This window comes from Acidobacteriota bacterium, assembly GCA_016208495.1.
Taxonomy (GTDB): Bacteria; Acidobacteriota; Blastocatellia; order Chloracidobacteriales; family Chloracidobacteriaceae; genus JACQXX01.
This window is the reverse complement of sequence record JACQXX010000046.1, coordinates 1-17,130: the sequence shown is the minus strand read 5'-3', so window position 1 is coordinate 17,130 and position 17,130 is coordinate 1. Positions and strand designations below refer to the sequence as shown.

At 51.0% G+C, this 17,130-nt stretch carries 12 protein-coding genes; 8 read left to right on the top strand and 4 right to left on the bottom strand.

The window, feature by feature from the left end; all coding sequences use genetic code 11:
* Positions 1-270: 270 nt before the first annotated feature.
* From HY774_07905 to HY774_07875, 7 genes are all read left to right on the top strand, one after another.
* Positions 271-1,110 carry a cyclase family protein gene (locus HY774_07905; protein MBI4748400.1) on the top strand — a complete coding sequence of 280 codons (840 nt, stop codon included), beginning with the start codon at positions 271-273 and terminating at the stop codon, positions 1,108-1,110.
* 42 nt (positions 1,111-1,152) lie between these two features.
* Complete coding sequence (locus HY774_07900) at positions 1,153-1,989, top strand: ABC transporter permease (protein ID MBI4748399.1); 837 nt, start codon at positions 1,153-1,155, stop codon at positions 1,987-1,989.
* Positions 1,990-2,074: 85 nt separating this feature from the next.
* Positions 2,075-2,719 (top strand): TetR/AcrR family transcriptional regulator, encoded by a 645-nt coding sequence (locus HY774_07895; protein MBI4748398.1) that lies wholly within the window; start codon positions 2,075-2,077, stop codon positions 2,717-2,719.
* 188 nt (positions 2,720-2,907) lie between these two features.
* On the top strand, positions 2,908-3,942 hold the full coding sequence (locus HY774_07890) for a lipase (protein MBI4748397.1): 1,035 nt from the start codon (positions 2,908-2,910) through the stop codon (positions 3,940-3,942).
* 174 nt (positions 3,943-4,116) lie between these two features.
* Positions 4,117-4,917 carry an alpha/beta fold hydrolase gene (locus tag HY774_07885; GenBank protein MBI4748396.1) on the top strand — a complete coding sequence of 267 codons (801 nt, stop codon included), beginning with the start codon at positions 4,117-4,119 and terminating at the stop codon, positions 4,915-4,917.
* Between the two features lie 60 nt (positions 4,918-4,977).
* A complete protein-coding gene (locus HY774_07880) occupies positions 4,978-5,967 on the top strand; it encodes a ketoacyl-ACP synthase III (GenBank protein ID MBI4748395.1) in 990 nt (329 codons plus the stop codon).
* 152 nt (positions 5,968-6,119) lie between these two features.
* A complete protein-coding gene (locus HY774_07875) occupies positions 6,120-7,907 on the top strand; it encodes a long-chain fatty acid--CoA ligase (protein MBI4748394.1) in 1,788 nt (595 codons plus the stop codon).
* Positions 7,908-8,092: 185 nt separating this feature from the next.
* On the opposite strand, the gene HY774_07870 is transcribed toward HY774_07875, so the two are convergent.
* Together HY774_07870 and HY774_07865 are read right to left on the bottom strand one after the other, a co-directional pair.
* On the bottom strand, positions 8,093-9,496 hold the full coding sequence (locus HY774_07870) for a tetratricopeptide repeat protein (protein MBI4748393.1): 1,404 nt from the start codon (positions 9,494-9,496) through the stop codon (positions 8,093-8,095).
* Between the two features lie 14 nt (positions 9,497-9,510).
* Complete coding sequence (locus HY774_07865) at positions 9,511-11,595, bottom strand: SUMF1/EgtB/PvdO family nonheme iron enzyme (protein MBI4748392.1); 2,085 nt, start codon at positions 11,593-11,595, stop codon at positions 9,511-9,513.
* A gap of 91 nt (positions 11,596-11,686) precedes the next feature.
* On the opposite strand from HY774_07865, the gene HY774_07860 reads away from it, so the two are divergent.
* Positions 11,687-14,683 (top strand): TonB-dependent receptor, encoded by a 2,997-nt coding sequence (locus HY774_07860; protein ID MBI4748391.1) that lies wholly within the window; start codon positions 11,687-11,689, stop codon positions 14,681-14,683.
* 140 nt (positions 14,684-14,823) lie between these two features.
* Here HY774_07860 and HY774_07855 read toward each other — a convergent pair whose 3' ends face one another.
* Positions 14,824-15,876: a hypothetical protein gene (locus HY774_07855; protein ID MBI4748390.1), complete on the bottom strand. Its 1,053-nt coding sequence runs from the start codon at positions 15,874-15,876 to the stop codon at positions 14,824-14,826.
* Between the two features lie 819 nt (positions 15,877-16,695).
* Positions 16,696-17,130 (bottom strand): transposase (locus tag HY774_07850; protein ID MBI4748389.1); only part of this gene is annotated, 435 nt, incomplete at its 5' end.

Below are 17,130 nucleotides of genomic sequence, written 5' to 3'. Positions count from 1 at the left end.
TTTTCGGAAGTTGCCCTCAAAGGCGTGGTTTTGAGAAACTATCGAAAAAACCCACTCCGCTGTATTTTCAATAAGTTACAGAAGAAACCTGCTGCTTAAATTGGTAAAACACGAGTTTATGTCTTTTGGTTTGGATTTCCCAAACATGGATTGCCTGAAAGCGGAAAGATGGACAATTTCTGAGATTCTGTCGCTATAATTTCTTCATTCTTCATTCTTCATTCTCAATTCTTCATTCTTCATTCTTCATTCAAAAAAGAGGTGGCAGTTATGAAACAGATTCTCTGGTCGGTGCTGGTCGTTTGTATTGCGGGCAGTTTGAGTTGTGTGGTTGAAAGTCCGACCAAGCCTCCGTCCCCACCGATGCAATCAAGTAATCCAAAGCTGTTTTCAGGCCAGTGGATTGATCTGACCCACGATTTTTCTGAAGAAACGGTGTACTGGCCAACCGCCGAGCCATTCAAAAAAGCGACCGTGTTTGAGGGCAAAACCGAAAAGGGATACTTCTATTCAGCTTACAGCTTTTGCGCTGCCGAGCACGGCGGAACTCATATGGACGCTCCGGTACATTTTGCCGAGGGAAAAAAATCAATTGACCAGGTGCCGGTTGACCAGCTCATTGGTCCGGCGGTGAAGCTCGATGTTTCAGCCAAAGCGTTGCCAAATCGTGATTATCTGATTGGAATTGATGACTTTACTGCCTGGGAAACCCAGCACGGCAAATTACCGGAAGGATGCCTGGTGCTGCTCTATACCGGGTATAGCCAGTACTGGCCTGACCGGGTGAAGTATATGGGCACCGATAAACGTGGTGATGAAGGGGTAGCCGAACTTCACTTTCCGGGTCTTGACCCGAAAGCCGCGGAATGGCTCATCAAAAACCGAAAAATCAAAGCGATTGGGCTCGATACGCCAAGCATTGACTACGGTCAGTCAAAAACCTTCGACAGTCACGTGATTTTAATGACCGACAACATTCCCGCGTTTGAAAACGTGGCAAACCTGGACAAAGTACCTGTCACGGGTGCCTATGTGGTGGCGCTTCCAATGAAAATCAAAGGCGGAAGCGGTGGTCCGCTCCGCATCGTTGCCTTTTTACCGAATCCGTAGGACTGAAAAATCCCCAAGCCCTGAGCCCTGAGCCCTGAACTTATGTTTCATCTTCTGACGATTGCCCACCTGACCTTTCACGAAGCCCGGCGTCGGAAAATTCTCCTGGCGGCGATGCTGCTTGGGACTGCCTTTCTGGCGCTCTTTGGCCTTGGCTTTCATTTTATTTATTCAAATGCGGTAGTAGGGGAAGGTGCACGGCCTGCAAGGTTACGCCTGATATTGAATTTTGCGACCATGGCGGGCCTTTATGCCGTCAATTTCCTGATGATTATGACGGCGGTGCTTATGCCGGTGGATACCCTGGCCGGCGAAATCCGGTCGGGAGTGATTCAAACATTGGTCACCAAGCCGGTTCGGCGCTTTGAAATTGTGCTTGGAAAATGGCTTGGGTTTTGGGTTGTGCTGTTTGGATACTGGGCGTTGATGACCGGTGGAGTGCTGCTGGTAACAAAAGTCATTGCTAATTTTACGCCGCCTGGGATTGTGTATGGCCTCCCGCTGATGCTGCTCGAAGGAACGCTCCTGTTGACGCTTTCAATTGCCGGAGGCACCCGCCTCAGCACGTTGACCAATGGGGTGATGGTTTTTGGTCTGTATGGTCTGGCCTTTATCGGCGGGTGGATGGAGCAAATCGGAACGCTGTTTGGCAGCGCGACCACGCGCTATGTCGGAATTTCAGCCAGTCTCATCATGCCGAGCGAATCTTTGTGGCAACTGGCTGCCTACCATATGCAGCCGCCTTTGATGCGCGAAGTGAACCTGACACCCTTTTCCCCAGCCTCAGTTCCAAGCAATGCGATGGTGGTCTGGGCAATTGGGTATATTTTGGTTACACTGCTGACCGCATTATGGCTGTTTCGCAAACAAGACCTGTAAAATCCCCAAATTTCACCAAAAAAACTATTGACGAATGGGTGTCTTCTGAGTATAAAAAGACAAGCGTTCGTTTTTTTAAATCGTCATGCCAAAACTGAGCCACGAGGTGATTGAGCAAAAGCGAGATCACATTGAAATCGCCGCCCGGGAACTTTTTATCCGCCAGGGATTCCACGCCACGTCAATGCGCGATATCGCCGCACAGGCTGGCGTTTCACTTGGAAACCTCTATAACTACTACCGGACCAAAGAAGAAATCCTGGATTCCATCATCAACAAGTATCAGCAGGTGATTGATCAACGGCTGAAGGCGATGTTTGATGATATTGACGAACCGCTCTTGCCGGAGAACCTCATCAAATTCGGCCAGCGCGTTAAAGGAATTGTGAACGACCATCACGACTACTGGTTGCTGATGTACATTGATGTGCTGGAGTTTCAAAATCAGCACTTCCGCAAGATGTTTGAAAACCTGGTTCCCAACCTGCAGCGACGGTTCAAAGGGTACTTTTCCGACGTCAAAACGCGCCAGATGGTGCACGAAGGCATTGACCCGGCGGTTGGATACGCGGCCATTTACATGCAGTATTTCAACTACTTTCTGGTTGAGCGGCTGTTTGGAGGGAACCACCATCTGGGAATGAGCGACGATCAGGCGATTGCCAAGCTGGCTGAAGTCTTTAGCCGCGGGTTACTCAAGTCTGACCACCCAGGGCGCCCCCAGAACTGAGCGTGACACCACGCTCAGAAGCACCACACAAGTTTCCTTTTCTCTTTCGCCAAGCAATCCACAATCAATTCACAATTGGTGTTGCCCTTTCATCCGTCCGTCTTCCGAACCAAATGCAAGAGGAGTGTGTCGAAGCTATGATGTGCCGTGGTCAAAAGTCGCTGTGTTCACTGTTTTTAGCCGTCTTAATGCTTTGCCTTTCAACTGGTTTTCCAGTGTGGGCGCAATCCCCAACCCCAGCCGCTCAGGAACTGAAAGCCAGCCCAGTCTCTGAAGTCACCGTTGAAAGCGTGACACCAGCCGATCTGGGCCTTGATTCGGAATCAACCAGTGGTGAGGTCAAAGCCAGCACCACGGGCTTTACTTCGCACTTTCGGAACTGGCTCGTGAGCAATGGGTATAGCAGTTATGATTTTGCCCGCGACGACGTGACGGGTGGCAGCTATGGCGGGAAATCCAGTGCCAGCGACACGGTGGTGAACCAGCCGGTGATTTTTATTCATGGCAATTCTGATAAAGCCATTGGAACCGGCACGTTTGGTCAAAGCGGCTGGACAGCGTCGGTTGATTACTTTTTGTCCCAGGGCTACAAAACCTCTGAACTCTATGCCACGACCTGGGGCCCGGCCAACGCCGCCTATTCACCCTATCAATACCACTCCAAAACAAATTTGACCCGGATTCGCAAGTTTATCGAAGCCGTGCTGGCTTACACGGGCGCTGCCAAAGTTGACATCATCAGCCATTCGATGGGTGTGACGCTCGGACGCAAAGCGGTGAAGGGCGGTTCGGCCAATGATCTGCTTGAAGGCGGCTCTTATAACCTGGGCGCATCGCTGACGAGCAAGGTTGACACCTTTGTCGGCATTGCGGGCGCCAACTGGGGTCTGGTTTCGTGCTATCAAACCGGCGGTTCAACCCCAACCTGTGCTTCAACCAATGGTCTCTACCCTGGGTACGCGATTGGTCCCTGGGGACTCTCAAGCATTCTTTCGGATTTAAACGCAACCTCCCATTACGAGGGGGCTTACGTTTACACCATCTGGTCCACGGTAGATGAAGTGATCGGCTACGGCTGTGTAGTGTGGGGACGATATACGCCTCAAATCCCGGCTCAAAACGGGGAAAAACGCTATACCAGCGCACCATATGGGCACTTCAATAGCAAGGATTTGACGACCTACTACCAGCTCCGGATGGTGAAATATCATTCAACCACGTAAAACCAGGGGCTGAAAAAACCAGGGCTGAAGACTCGCAAGCTCGGGGCACAGAAAGGGATGAGGGATGAAGGATGGAGGATGAAATAAAACCAGTTCTTCAGCCCTGAGCCCCAAGCCCTGAGCCCGTTGTCTTCAGCCCCAAGCCCTGGTTTTCTCAGCCCTCAGCCCAAAAATATGCCACTTGCCACACTTTCAAATTCGGTTTCACTGGCCTATGACATTCAAGGTGAAGGCCCACCATTAGTTCTGATTTGTGGGCTGGGAACTGGCGGCTGGATCTGGTGTAAACAAGTTCCAGAGCTGGCCCAGCATTTTCAAGTGATTACCTTTGACCCGCGTGGCGTAGGTGATTCAAGTCAGGTTGCGGTGCCGTTTTCGATTGGCGATCTGGCCGAAGATATCTCTTTCCTGTTGGAACATCTTGGTTTGGAGCGGGCTCACATTGTTGGGGCTTCACTGGGTGGGATTGTCGCTCAGCAGTTTGCGTTGACATTTCCGCATCTGGTCGAGCGACTGGTCCTGTCGTGTACCACGTTTGGGGGACCAAACCATGTGTTGCCCAGTGGTGAAGGGCTGGCGGCGTTGATGTCAGTGAGCGGACTCAACGGCGAAGAACGTGCCCGGCGAAACATCCAGTTTGGGTTTACCAAGGCTTATCTTGAAAATAACGTGGATGATGTTGAAGACATCATCCGGCTGCGGCTGGCATGCAACATTCCCGAGCATGTTTATCTGTTTCAAGTAAAGGCTGCTTCGGCGTTTAATTCCGAAAACGAGATACCAACCATTAAGGCGTCAACACTGGTTATTTCTGGCGACCAGGACATCATTATCCCGGTTCAGAATTCGCATAATTTAGCCCAGCGAATCCCCAATGCGCGGCTGGAAATTGTTGAAGGTGCGGGCCATGCCTTTTTCATCGAACGGGCTGGTGAGTTCAACCAGACGGTACTTGAATTTTTAAAAGGGAATTGACTGGTTCCACACCCGCCTGCAGACGCAGGTGGTACTGACTGATTTCATTCTTTATTCACTATGCGCTATCCAAAAATTATTGGGACAGGTTCATTTGTCCCTGAAAAAGTCCTGACCAATGCCGACATGAGCGAAATGCTTGGGGAGGACATCAATGAATTTGTGTCCCAGATTGTCGGTATTTCCGAACGCCACATGTGTACTGAACATGAAAGCACGGCTGATCTGGCCACGGCAGCGGCTCGCAATGCTCTGGCAGCAGCCAACATCAAGCCTGAAGACCTGGATTTAATCATTCTGGCCACGGACACGCCGGAATACCTTTCTCCTTCAACTTCAGTTGTGGTTCAGCACCGGATTGGGGCGAAAAACGCTGGGACCTTTGACGTCAATTGTGCCTGCGCCGGGTTTGTGACAGCACTCGACACGGCCTGTAAATTTATCGTGGCTGACAAGGCATACACCAATATTCTGGTCATCGGGGCCTATGCCATGAGCAAATTCCTCGATTTTACCGAAAAGAAAACGTGCACGATTTTTGCTGACGGTGCTGGCGCTGTGGTGGTACAGGCTTCGACGAAAGGTCCGGGATTGCTGGCTTCAAAACTGGTGGCGGATGGAACATTTCACGACCACATGGGCATTTATGCCGGTGGGACGCATATGCCGGTGACTGAAGAAGTGCTCCGCGAAGGCCGACACACCAAAGTCCGCTTTGCCAAGAAATACCCGCCTGAGATCAATCTCGAAGGCTGGCCGGCAATCATTCGAGATGTCCTGGCCAAGGCCAAACTTCAGTTGGACGATGTTGATTTCTTTTTGTTCACCCAGGTCAATTTGAGCACCATTCAAATCGTGATGCAGAAGCTGGAGCTCCCCTGGGAGAAAACCCACACCATTATGGGGAAATGGGGCTACACTGGCTCTGCCTGTATCCCGATGTGTCTGGATGATGCCGTGCAGGCTGGAAAGATCAAACCAGGGATGAAAATTATTTTGTGTGCTTCTGGCGGTGGCCTGAATATGGCCTGTGCTCTGGTGCAATGGTGAAAACCAGGGGTCAGGGTTCAGGGGTCAGGGTTCAGGGGTCAGGGTTTTCGAAATTTTGCTCCCCCTTTGGTCCTTCTGTACTAAAAATGACATAAAGGTTTTCCACACCCTAACCCCTAACCCCTAACCCCTAACCCCTAACTCCCAAATCTATGGACTACCCCAACATCTATTCTCTGTTTCGCAATCGGGTTGAGCAATTTCGCGGTCAACAGGTGTTTTACACGCGTCAGAACGACCAGTGGGTTGGCAGCACCTGGGATCAGTTTGACGAGGATGTTCACAATTTTGCTTCGGCATTGATTGCGAATGGACTGACTCCCCAGCGTTCGGTTTGCATCCTGATGAAGACTGTCCCGGAGTGGCCAGTGGCCGATCTGGGCACGATTGCCGCTGGAGGCATCAGTGTTGGGCTCTATCCGACCAATTCAGCCGAACAATGCCAGTACATTATCAACCATTCGGACGCTGAGTTTGTCCTGGTTGATACTCGTGGCCAGCTTGAAAAAGTGCTCTCGGTTCGTGACCAGCTCCCGCATGTCAAAGCGATTCTTTGCCTTTCAGAATCTGCCGCCCAGGCACACGAGGGTGTGATCAGCTATCGTGAGTTTCTTGACTTTGGAAAGTCCCGCCGGTTGGAAACCGCAGGTGAATTAGAGCGCCGAGCTGAAGGTGCCAGCGTGGATGATACGGCGATTATGGTTTACACGTCAGGCACGACGGGTTTACCGAAAGGTGCCTGCCTGAGCCATCGGTATATTTTGCATAGCGCCAGGTCACTTGAAGGCTCGATTCCGATTCAGTCAGACGACACATCATTTTCCTATTTGCCCTATTGCCACGTTGCCGAGCGAATTTCAGGGCTTTATAACCGCCTCAATGCTGGGGCGGCGGCTTACTTTGTGGATGATTTGACGAAGTTGTGGGACTACATGCTCGAAGTCAAACCGACCGTGTTTGGCAGCCTGCCGCGCTTTTTTGAAAAAATCTATGCGCGCATTCTGGGAGATGTTCATAAGCTCCCGCCAGAGGAGCAGGCCAGGTTTCAACAGGCACGTGAGGTCGGAAAACAGGTCAGCCAGTTTCGACAGAAAGGGGAATCGGTTCCAGCGGAATTACAGGCCCAGTATGACGAACTGGTGGAACCATTTGCCCAAAAAATCAAAAGTTATTTCGGAGGTCGCATTCGGATTGCCACTTCAGGTGGGGCACCATTGCCCCAGGAAATCGCCGAGTTCTTTAGCGGGTTCGGTTTACCACTCCTCCAGGCATATGGGTTGACCGAAAACATCTGTGTTGCCTTTAACCGGCCTGAACGCTATAAGTTCGGGACGGTCGGCCCGGCAATGGAAGGATGTGAAATCAGAATTGCCGAGGATGGCGAGATTCTGGTTCGAAGCCAGATGCAATTCAGCGGGTATTACAAGCAACCCGAAGAAACCGCCGAAGTGCTCCGGGATGGTTGGGTGTACACTGGCGACCTCGGTGAAGTTGACGACGAAGGGTTTTTAAAAATTACCGGGCGCAAGAAAGAATTGATTGTTACCTCAACTGGGAAAAAAGTGCCGCCAGCGTTGCTTGAAAACCTGCTCAAGGAAAATCATCTCATCAGCCAGGCCATGGCTTATGGTGATAACAAAAGCTTTATCGTCGCTTTGATCACCCTCAACCAGCTTGAAACCGAAGAATATGCCCGCTCCAAAGGGCTTGAATTTGGCTCCTTTGCCGAACTCACCCGTCATCCGGAGATTGTGGCGCTGGTCAAGGGCATTGTCGAAGGTGTCAACGCCAGAGTTTCCTCAACTGAAGCGATGAAGAAATTTGCAATTTTGGACCATGATCTGAGCATTGAGGCCGATGAAATCACCCCAACCCTCAAAGTCAAACGCAAGGTTGTCTCCGAACGCTATCGCGATATTTTGGAAGGATTGTATCAGTAGGGTTCAGGGTTTTTGGAAGGGATGAGGGATGAAGGATGAGGGATGAAAAAATCACTCTGTCACCTTGTCAGCCGGTCATCCTGTCAGAGCTTCGGGTTCGGGATTTTCGAATTGATTCTCTTTTCGTTCTTTTTGTCCTTTTCGTCCTTTCAGTCCTTTATGTCCTTTGATTGTTTCCCGTTACCCTAAAACGGCGTCTGGATTCCTGAGTCCAGTTCTTTGGCCTTGAGAGAATCGGCTTTGGCTTCTTTGATTCGATTTTTGCTCTGGTAGGCAAATGCCCGCCGGGCATACCCAACCGCCAGTTTGGGATTGAGGTCCAGTGCTGCCGTGCAATCGGCAATGCAGGTGTCAAAGTCTCCGCGATTAAACTTAAAAACGGCTCGCTGGTGATAGAGATCGGCCAGTTTATTCCGATTGGCTGGGGCGTTGGCTGGGTCAACTTCGACAGCCTGGCGGAAATCACTGAGCGCCGAATCATAATCGCCGTTGTTGGCGCGTGCTGTTCCGCGATTGAGATACACGGTGGCCAGCCGCCGGGCAATCGTTTGTGCCCGAGCCGGGTCCACCTGTTGGGCACGACCAAAGTCGGCCAATGCTGCTTCATAGTCACCGTTGTTGGCGTTGATCGTACCCCGGTTTTCATACAGCTCCCCAAGCCGGGCAGTTGTGGCTGGGTTTTGTGGATCAAGCTGAAGTGCCTGATTGAACGTGGTTAAGGCGCGATCATAGTCTCCGTTGTTAATTTCAACCACCGCTCGATTGACCAGCACATTGACTTGCATCCCGCCGTAGACTTTGGTGCTTGCCGGGTCGAGTTCAATCGCCTGTTTCAGGTCGGCCAGCGCGCCTTCATAGTCGCCGGCATTATTTTTTCCGGTGCTGCGGGCCGCAAAAATGCCCGCTATTTTGGAGTTATAAAAGCCTGCGTTCTCCCGATCCAGTTCAGCCGCTTTTTTAAAGTCAGCCAGCGCCCCATCATACTCCTTCCGGGCAGCTTTGAGGTCGGCCCGGTTGCCATACAATGTTGCTTGTGGGACAACTTCAATTGCCCGCGTGTAATCAAGCAAAGCTTCTTCGATCAATCCAGCTTTCGTTCGGGCTTCAGCTCGCAGGCCATACAATTCCCCAATTTTCTTTTGAACGGCGGTTGTTTCCGGATTTTGTTCGCCAGAGGTTTTTCGCTTGAGGTCGAGCACCTTGAGCCAGAGTGGTTCCGCTTCAGTGTATTTTTCCTGAGCAAAAAAGGTATCAGCCAGGGCGGTCAGGCTTTCAATCAAGGGCTGACTGGATTTTGTATCGGTTTCAGCCAGCCGGACAGCTTCACCAAATTGCCGTTCGGCCTCGGGGAAATCGTTTTTACTGCGGGCGGCTTTTCCTTTTTCGAGCGAGTCTTCCCAGCGTTTGACCGGAGCTGACGGGGTCGGTGCCGGTTTGATTTTCGGTGATTTGGTTGGTTTTTTGGACGGAGTTGGGCTGGTGTCAGTGCCGCTCGTTGGGTATTTGCGCTGGGCTAATGCAGGCGACATCGCCATCGCAACCACGATGAATCCAGTCAGCCCAAATTCAGCAGCGTGTTTCCAGTTCATTTCAGGGATTGCTTTCATCTGGAAATATCTTTGGCGCACCGAAACCCGAGGGCCAGGTCGCGGGTTTCAGGGGGCGCCAGAAAACGAGCGGTCGTGGTGGCTGTTTCTCGGTCGCTTCGGAAATCACCTCCGCGAATTACCTTTTGACCAGCTTCCGGTTTGGCTTTGCTGCCCGGATATGGCTCGTACTCTGTGGCGGTCCACTCGGCCACATTGCCCACCATATCGAGCACGCTACAAAAACTGGCGCCCTCCGGATAACTACCAACCGGCATGGTGCTGGTTTTTTTACTTTCTTTGGTATTGGCGTTTGCCGAAACGAACACATTTCCCCAGGGATATAGTTGTCGGTTGGGACCGTGGGCAGCAAACTCCCACTCGGCTTCAGTCGGCAGGCGTTTGCCGGCCCAACGGGCAAATGCTTGAGCTTCTTGCCATTGCAGGTTGGTTACCGGGTATTTGCCTTCCCCCGGTGGATAGGTGCCGTTTTTCCAATGTGGCGGTGCTGGCTGGTTTGTTGCTTGAATGAATTTAAGAAATTCCTCGTTGGTAACTTCAACGGTATCAATCAGGAAAGAACCAACCTGAACTTCGTGTTCCGGCTTTTCAGCCGAATCCGTCGAGGCATTATTTCCCATCATCATCGCTCCGCCAGGGACCAGAACCATTCCAGGAGGTACTTCGCTTCCAGGGGTGGTTTTTTCGGGCGTCCCAGCCGGGGAAGCCGTGCGATTGAAATTTAGCACCAGACCAATTCCTGTACCTACGACCACCAGCACCACGACAATCATCAGGATCAACTTTAATTTAGAAGTCGGCTCCGGCGTCACAAGGACCGGAACTTCAAGCGAAGGCTGTGATTTGAGGAGCGGGTTGGAGGGGGGGGACGATACGGGTTGAGCCATGGCCGCCGTATCTGAAAAGTTTACCTTGGGTTTGTGAATCGCAGACAGGTTGGGTGGTGTGGATGGCGGTGGAATGGTTAATTTTTGGTCCATGGAAATCGAAAGTCCCGGTTCTGCAGTTCCAACTGCAACACCTTTACTTTCAATTGTTTCTTGTGAATCAAGCTCTTTCTTATTGAGGAATTTGTCAGACGAAATTTCCGCCAGCGGGGCTTCGCCAGAGGCTGATCGCCAGGTGATTTTGGCTGGAATCGGGATTTTGTAATCAGTCTGCGCAAACGCGGTTTCCAACTGAAAGAACAGTTCTTCCATGGTTTGCTGGCGGTTGGCCGGCTCTTTTTCCAGCGCCCGCAGGATCACCGTTTCAACCACAACTGGCAGGTCAGGCACTTTGCGCCGGGGTCGGGGCGGTGGAAACTGGCAGTGCTGCATGAGAATTTTGGAAATCCCCGGTCCGGGAAAGGGCACGGTGCCCACAAACATCTGATAAATGACGACGCCGAGACTGTAGATATCCGACCGGGTATCGAGTGGTTCGGCCATGCATTGTTCGGGTGACATATAACATGGCGTTCCAAGCAAGGTGCCCGTCTGGGTGATGGATGATGCTGTTTCATCAATGGCTTTTTTTAACTTTGCCAGACCAAAGTCGAGGACCTTCACAATAAAGGGGCCGGTGTCGGAATGAGAGAGAAAGATATTGTCAGGTTTGATATCTCTATGGACAATCCCCTTTGAGTGGGCTACATGAAGTGCTGAACAAACCTGAGCCAGAATCAGCATGATTTCTTCCGGCGACAACCGTTCTTTTTGACTCAATCGGGTCCGAAGGGAAATTCCATCCAGTAACTCCATCACCAGATACACCATGCCAGATTCCCGGTCAGCCCCAAAATCAGTGACCTGTACTGCGTTTGGGTGTCGAATCTGGGCAGCCGCTCTGGCTTCGCGCCGAAATCGTTCGACTGACGACGGGTCGGAAACCAGATCCTGTTTGAGGACTTTGACTGCAAATTGGGTCCCAATATGAATATGGGTGGCTCGATAGACCTGACCCATTCCGCCTTCGCCAATTAACTCATCCAACTGATATTTATTGTCAAGAATGCACCCGGTTTCCAGCTCTTGTCCATCTTGCGGACAGAACAGTTGCTGACTTTGGAAGATGCTGTTGCAGGATGGACACCGTTTCATAAGGGCTTATCGCTCAAAACCGGCACGAGACCAGGCATACCCAAAGGGAGTAATTGCAATGAGAAGTTATGTGAGGTTGTGGTTTTGGTGTGTGGTCATCTTAGCAGAAACATTCTTTGGAAGTGCAATCAATTTCCATGCCCTGGCCCAGTCGGGAGGTGCGACCACGGGTGAAGTGACGGGTTTGGTGATTGATGTTCAAGGTGGAGGCGTTGCCGGAGTGAATGTGATGGCGCAACGTATTGAAACCGGCTTAATTCGACAAACCCAAACCGATGCCTCCGGTCAGTTCCGATTGCTACAATTACCGCCAGGGTTATATCGGCTTACGGTTGAAGCCGCCGGATTTCACAAACAGACGTCGGAAGTGACCATTTCCATTGGGACATCGGAAACTGTTGATTTTCAGCTTGTGATTGAAGGCGCACAGGAAGTGATGGAAATCACTGCGTCGGACGATGAGTTTCGGAAAAACCAGGTTCGGCGCAAAACCGAAAGTAGCACTATTATTAACCAGTTGCTGGTCAACAATTTACCGATCAATCAGCGGGATTTTCTGGATTTTTCCCGGACTTCAGCCCGCGTGACCGAAGATCGAATTCCATCGCAGGGAGTTTCATCCACCTCGAAACTTTCTTTTAACGGACAGGCTTCGCGCTTTAACAATATCAATGTGGATGGTCTCGACAACAATGACGCTGGTGTCGGAGCTGGTCGGTCAACGTTTAGTCAGGAATCAGTGCGCGAGTTCCAGATTATTTCAGATAGCTTCTCGGCTGAATTTGGGCGCTCGCTCGGTGGAATTATCAATATTGTCACGCGGGGCGGGAGCAATGCGGTTCACGGCACACTGTTTGGGTTTTTCCGTAACGAAGCACTCAGTGCCCGTAATGCCTTCTCAGAGATTGATCCGCCGTTTAAACAAGCCCAGTTTGGCGCCATTGTCGGAGGTCCGATTAAACGCGACAAAGCCTTTTTCTTTACTTCGTTTGAGCGGCGAAGTATCCGCCAGAGCAACATTGTCACGATTACAGATGAGACGATTGCTTCCATCCAGCGCCAGGGATTTCAGGTTCGAAATGGCCCCATTCCGTTTTCGGTGGGCAATAGCGCGGTGCTGGGGAGGCTAGACATCAATCTGACTCCAAGTACCACCTTCTGGATGCGGTTTAATGACACATTCAACTATGACGGGAACTTTGAGCCTTTTGGTGGGTTGACGGCTGAAACCTCTGCCGGATTGCAGCGGCTTCGAGATACGAGTGGTGCCCTGGGGGCGATATATGTGAATGCAAGGCTCAATTTGGTGAATGAAACCCGGTTTTTAATAAGCCATCGAACTCAACAAGTTCAGCCTCCTTCATCCGGAGGGCAGGTCAATTTGGTGGCATCCGGCGGGAACGTGATCTTTGGGCAAAGCACGCTGGTACCTGGTGATCGGGATGTAAATATATTTCAATTGAGCGATACGGTCGCTCTTGTGCACGGCACTCACCAAATAAAATTCGGAGGTGATTTTCTCCACGCTCCCGGTGTTGCCTCCATTACCTCTGTCCAGAAAGGTTTGGCCAGTTTTTTACCGCTTTCATTTTCCGTTCCGGGGCGACCAGCCCCAATTACCTTTACTGCCCTGGAGGCATTTGACCCAACCTTGCGCAGTACGGAACAGCGAGCTTTCTTGCGGTTTCTGGCAACGGTGTTACCTCAGCAGTTTCCACAATTTCCAGCCAACACACCACTCGATCGGCTTGGACTCCCGATGGGCTTCCAGCAAGGATTTGGCCAGCCACGGACTGATGTTGGAGAAGTTACCTATGCTTCAGCCTTTGCTCAAGATGAGTGGACCGTGCGGCCTAATCTGCTGCTGAAAGCTGGTCTGCGATTTGACCTTGAAGCCGCCTCCATTCTCCCAACCACCAAGCGAACCTGGAGCCCCCGATTTGCACTCTCCTATAACCCGACCCAGGTGCCACGGCTCAATATTCGCGCTTCATACGGGATGTTTTTTGCGGTTACTCCGTTCAGTTCGCTTGTTTTTTCCAACTTGACAACGACCAACCGGCTCAAGTTGATTGGGATTCCCTTTCCGTTTTCAATCCTGGCTTTTGGGTCACCGGGAAATGGGCTCCCTGTGGCTGATGACCCACCATCGGATTTTCCTGTGTTTCCGCAGTTTCAGTTCAAATTAGTCGTTGATCCAAACCTCAAGCAAAGCTATACCCAGCAGGCGGTTTTGGAATTGAACTGGTTGGTGGCCCGAAAATGGACCGTTTCAGCAACCTATTCCCTGGTTCAAGGCCGGAGACTGGTGGCTGTGCGTGACATTAACCCGGTGGTTCGACCAGTTCCCGGCAACCCCTTGCAGGGGGTGTTAGTGGGGCGGGTTGACCCGACACGAGGACCAACTCCTCAGCTTGAATCCGGGTTCGGAAGTTCTTACCACGGAATGACCCTCGCGCTGAGTCGCCATCCATCAGAAACGGTTGGGTTTTCAGCCCATTACACGTTTTCAAAGGCGATAGATAATTTTCTGGATCCGATTCGCGGCGATCTTGCAACCGCCCACAATTCATTACAGCCAGCCCTGGAACGAGGGTTATCGGTTCAGGATGTTCGGCATCGGTTTATTGCTTCAGGTCAATGGAAGCCAAATTTTTTTCGTCACCCACTGCTGAGAGACTATCGCATCGCGACCATCATTCGGTTGGAATCAGGCCGACCTTACAATTTGCTTGCCGGAATTGATGTGAATATGAATGGAGATTTCCCCCCGGCTGATCGCCCGCTGGTCAATGGCGTGCCGCTTGGGCGCAATGTGGGAATCACACCCGGACTGGCGACTGTGGATTTGCGCCTGACCCGCACCTTGAAACTCAAAGAAACCGTCAGTCTGGAACTGATTGCCGAAGGCTTTAACCTCTTGAATCACACCAATATCAATCAGATAAACAATGTCTTTCCGCCTGATGTGCAGGGGAATTTTAATCTGCCGACACAGCAGGGAAGCCGCTATAGTGCTCCTCCGGATCGCTGGCGGAGCGCCTTTGCCGCCCGTCAGTTTCAACTTGGGTTCCGGCTTTCTTTCTGAGTGATGAGCAAAATAGCAAAATAGCAAAATAGCGAAGGAGGGAAAATACAAAGTTGAGGGAGGGAGCAAAACTACTTCTGAGAATCAAGGCTGAGTTGCCTGACTCCTTCACTATTTCACTATTTCACTATTTCGCTCAACTAGCTTCCAATCGCCGATGGAGTATCAACCGACTCCAGTTCCGGCACTTTTAATTCGCTTCCCCAGCTTGAGCCATCAAAGCGGCGGATGTAGACGTTGGTCGAAGAACCGCCTTTGTAGGCAACATAGAGATAGCCACCTTGCCGGAACAGGCTGGGAGGCTGGTTGGTTTCAGAACTGCCAATTGTTTTTTCATCGCTCCAGCGGCGACCATCCCATTTCATCCAGTACAGATTTTTGCTGGATTCACCCCGGTACACAACATAGAGATCCTTTTTATAACAGGAAAGGGCGGGGGTATTGGCCGAGCGGGCATCCGGCAACTGGGTTTTGCTTGACCAGCGGCCATTGGCGTATGCCCGCAGGTAGATTCGATTGGAGTTGCGTCCACGGTATCCTAAATACAGTTCACCCGCACAGGCGGCAATGTTTGGGCTGGTTGAAGATTCAGAGTTGGGGACTTTTTCTTCTCCAGACCAGTTGCGGCCATCAAATTTGCGGATGTAGATAGACGGGCTGTTGACACCCTTGTATGCGAGATACACTTCGCCACGGTATACAGCCAGACTCGGGGAATCATTGGATTGAGCATTTTTGACTTCGAGTTCGCGTGACCATTCGAACCCGCTGACGCTGGTTCGGTAAAAAATCTTGTTTGAACTCCGTCCTTTGTAGGCCAGATAGAGTTGCCGACCATCACTGCAAATGTCAGGAGCGACGTCGCTGAGGGCGTCTTTGATTTCCTGGCCATAGCTCCACCGGCCACCATCCCAGCTTGAAACCAGGATGCGTTGCTGGTTAACCGAACGATAGGCCAGATACACGGTTGCCTCACTGTCATAGCGGTCGTCATAGCGGTCGCGATTGCGTTGCCAGTCCCGGTCCCGGTCTCGATCTTGATCTCGGTCACGAATTCTTCCTCGGTCCCGCTGGTCGCCGCACTCCGGGCAATCAGATTCTGCCCATGTGAGCGGGGAGGTTAATCCAAAAACAATGCTGAACAGTGCGAGGAAACACGCCGTCAACCGAAGCCAATGTGAAAGTCGTGCCATAGTTTTTTTCTCCGATCAATGAAGAATTGCGCTGGTGCAATCCAGGGTTGCAGATTTTTCAATGAGTGGTCAACTGACGGTGCGGAAATGAAAAAACACAAAATTGATACCAGTTTGCAGGTCAGTAGGCAGTAGTTCACTAAGGGAGTCGGATGGAAATATCATACCACCAGGGTTCAGGGTTCAGGGTTTTGTCATTACCCGAATTTTTTTGATGTGCTTCTAACTTCAGCGAATTCAACGAATTACTGAAATTGTTTTTCGATTATTGTCTCAGTTGACCAGTGATTGCCTTGAAAATGCTTGAATTGAGAATCAACAACTTACGAGGGCGATTGAGGCCAATTTTGGAGAAACAAAAAAATTTGGGTAATGACAAGGTTTAGGGTTTAGGGCCAGATACTCCACGTTGAATGGTACCGCCAGTTCCCCAGTCTTAATCTTGCCTGGGATCAGTCGCTTCATCGCCGAAACCCTAAACCCTGCTAATCCCCCCGGATTTTGTAGGGTGATTAGTCTTATATTGAAAACAAAGGACTTAGCTAAACCACATTTTTGTGGGTGATAGGTAAAACAGCTCAAAACAGGCCATTTTTAGGGCTTTTGGACTCATTTTTGAGCTTACCCCACAAAATCCGGGGGGATTAGGAACCCTGAACCCTGACCCGATTTCAGTGGGATTTTATTTTCTTCCGACTCCCTAAGTTTATTTAATTGAACTGCTTACCTGTTTTCGAATCTGAGGACTTCATCGCGAATGGGTTTGAGTCGCTTGAGAGCCAGTGAAGGTAAAATCCATCATAGTTACCAAAAATATAATCAAATCTGACAGACCTTCGTCCCAAGACCAAGAATTGGAGCTGAAGGTCGTGCCTGACTGACTGAACCATACATTTGGTGTTCGCACGTGGCTTCCCGTTTGGAAGTGGCTGAAACGGCCTTTCCAAACGGGGTCACCCGTACCGGATTGACTACCCAATCCGCCATCCCGTGGCCTCGTGCTTCCGGTCCTGGTCCGAAGGCATCCGGGAATGCTTTGTTGATGAGGTTGAGCGCGGCGTTGACATCGGCGTTGAGCAGTAACCCCCGACCGGTCCGAAACAACCCGCGATGAATTCGTTTTCCGGCGTACCGGGCTTGTTTTTCAACTGCTTCGCCATCGAGGAAGGAACATTTCGACGTGTAGCTTTCTTCAATCGTCACCACGTTGATCCCGACCGACTGGCATTTATAGGTCAGCATCTCGATCAGTCG